Here is a 1,427-nt window from a genome sequence, read left to right as displayed (position 1 = left end):
GTTGCCAGAGCATTACTAAATAAGATTGCTTCTTACAATTCATCCAACAAAACCACGAACCTGTCTGTAGGCACAATATTCTATTGGGCAGCATCTTCAAGAGAACCAGCCGGTAAAGCAATCGAAGAAATGGATCTCAAACAAGTCAAGCTGACCCTGAATACAAGTACCGACATCTCAATTCTCAGAGTAAACGGAATGCATGCATTACGTGAAGCCAAAATCACAAGAATTACTGAGGAAGCACAGGATCAAGACGCATATCTCACTCAAGAAGACATTGCAGTTTTGCTCTGTTCAAGTGTAAGAACCATTCGACGTGATATTGAACGACTGAGGAAACAGGGAATAGACATTCCAACAAGAGGTCAGAAAATGGACATCGGGAAAGGGGTATCTCATAAAACCATTATCGTTGAATTGTATCTAAAGAATTATCAATATACAGATATCCAGCGGCAGACAAGACATTCAACAGAAAGCATAGAGCGTTACATCCAGGATTTCACCAGGGTAGTGATGCTTCTTAATACTGGTCTGAATATCGCAGACATCAGACAGGCAACCAGCATGTCAGAGAAGCTCATTAATGAATATATAGAGCTTTATCGAAAGTATGATTCAGAAAATAATACAAGACTGAAGGAGATAAAATCAAATGCAGTAGTAGTTAAAAAAGGGGGAATTCGTGTATGAAATCCAATCCACTTTCAGATACTTATGAACCTCAACTTCAGAAAAGTATGAAAACTGTATTGTGCTCAAGATTTATTTCGGAATATGGATTCTTAGGTGGTAGAGAGGTTATAGAATTAATCGTCAATGATCTGATCAAGATTGTTGGTGAACATCAGTTGCCTCTGAGTAGAGTCAAGAAAGGGCAGATCCTCTGGCAAGCAGTTGCTAAAGATGAAACCAGTTCATATGGAAAGTCGATGAGTGATACCAGAACTATTCCGGTTATTCTTACATTGGTCAGCGATGAAGAGATCAATATGCGAATAAATGGAAGTTCAATTACTCAGATACGAAAGAATGTAACTGAACGAATCATGAAAGAAGCAGATGAACAGAGGGGAACCTTGAGCCAGCCTGATATTGCTTTACTTCTTGCAATCTCAAGAGCATCTGTTGGCAAGTATATTCAGGATATACAGAATGAAAAGGGAATTAGTCTGCCGTATCGTGGAACTATTCATGATATGGGACCAACTGTTACACATAAGAGGGAGATTGTCAGATTGAAACTTTCTAAGATGTCTACTCCTGAGATTGCCAGGAGAACTAATCATAGTGAAGAAGCAGTCGATCGATATATCAATGATTTTGAACGTGTGACGAGGATTTCAGAGATTTTCAAGACGGAGGATATTGCTTTTGTTACGAAGGATGATCCGTTCCTGCAGAAAGGCGAGAAGCAGCTCGAG

Annotated in this window: 2 protein-coding genes; both read left to right on the top strand. The window is 39.5% G+C overall.

Translation table 11 applies throughout. The features are described 5' to 3' along the window. On the top strand, nucleotides 1-696 hold a 696-nt coding region (locus SCI24_RS21390; RefSeq protein WP_318727284.1), incomplete at its 5' end, for a DUF1670 domain-containing protein. After that, a partial coding sequence (locus SCI24_RS21385) for a DUF1670 domain-containing protein (RefSeq protein ID WP_318727283.1) occupies nucleotides 693-1,427 on the top strand: 735 nt, incomplete at its 3' end. The genes SCI24_RS21390 and SCI24_RS21385, both read left to right, overlap by 4 nt.

The sequence above is a fragment of the Halomonas sp. genome (assembly GCF_033549285.1).
In the GTDB taxonomy this organism is placed as follows: Bacteria; Pseudomonadota; Gammaproteobacteria; order Pseudomonadales; family Halomonadaceae; genus Halomonas.
Note: the sequence above shows the minus strand (reverse complement) of the source record. Positions and strands in the feature narration are given on the sequence as shown.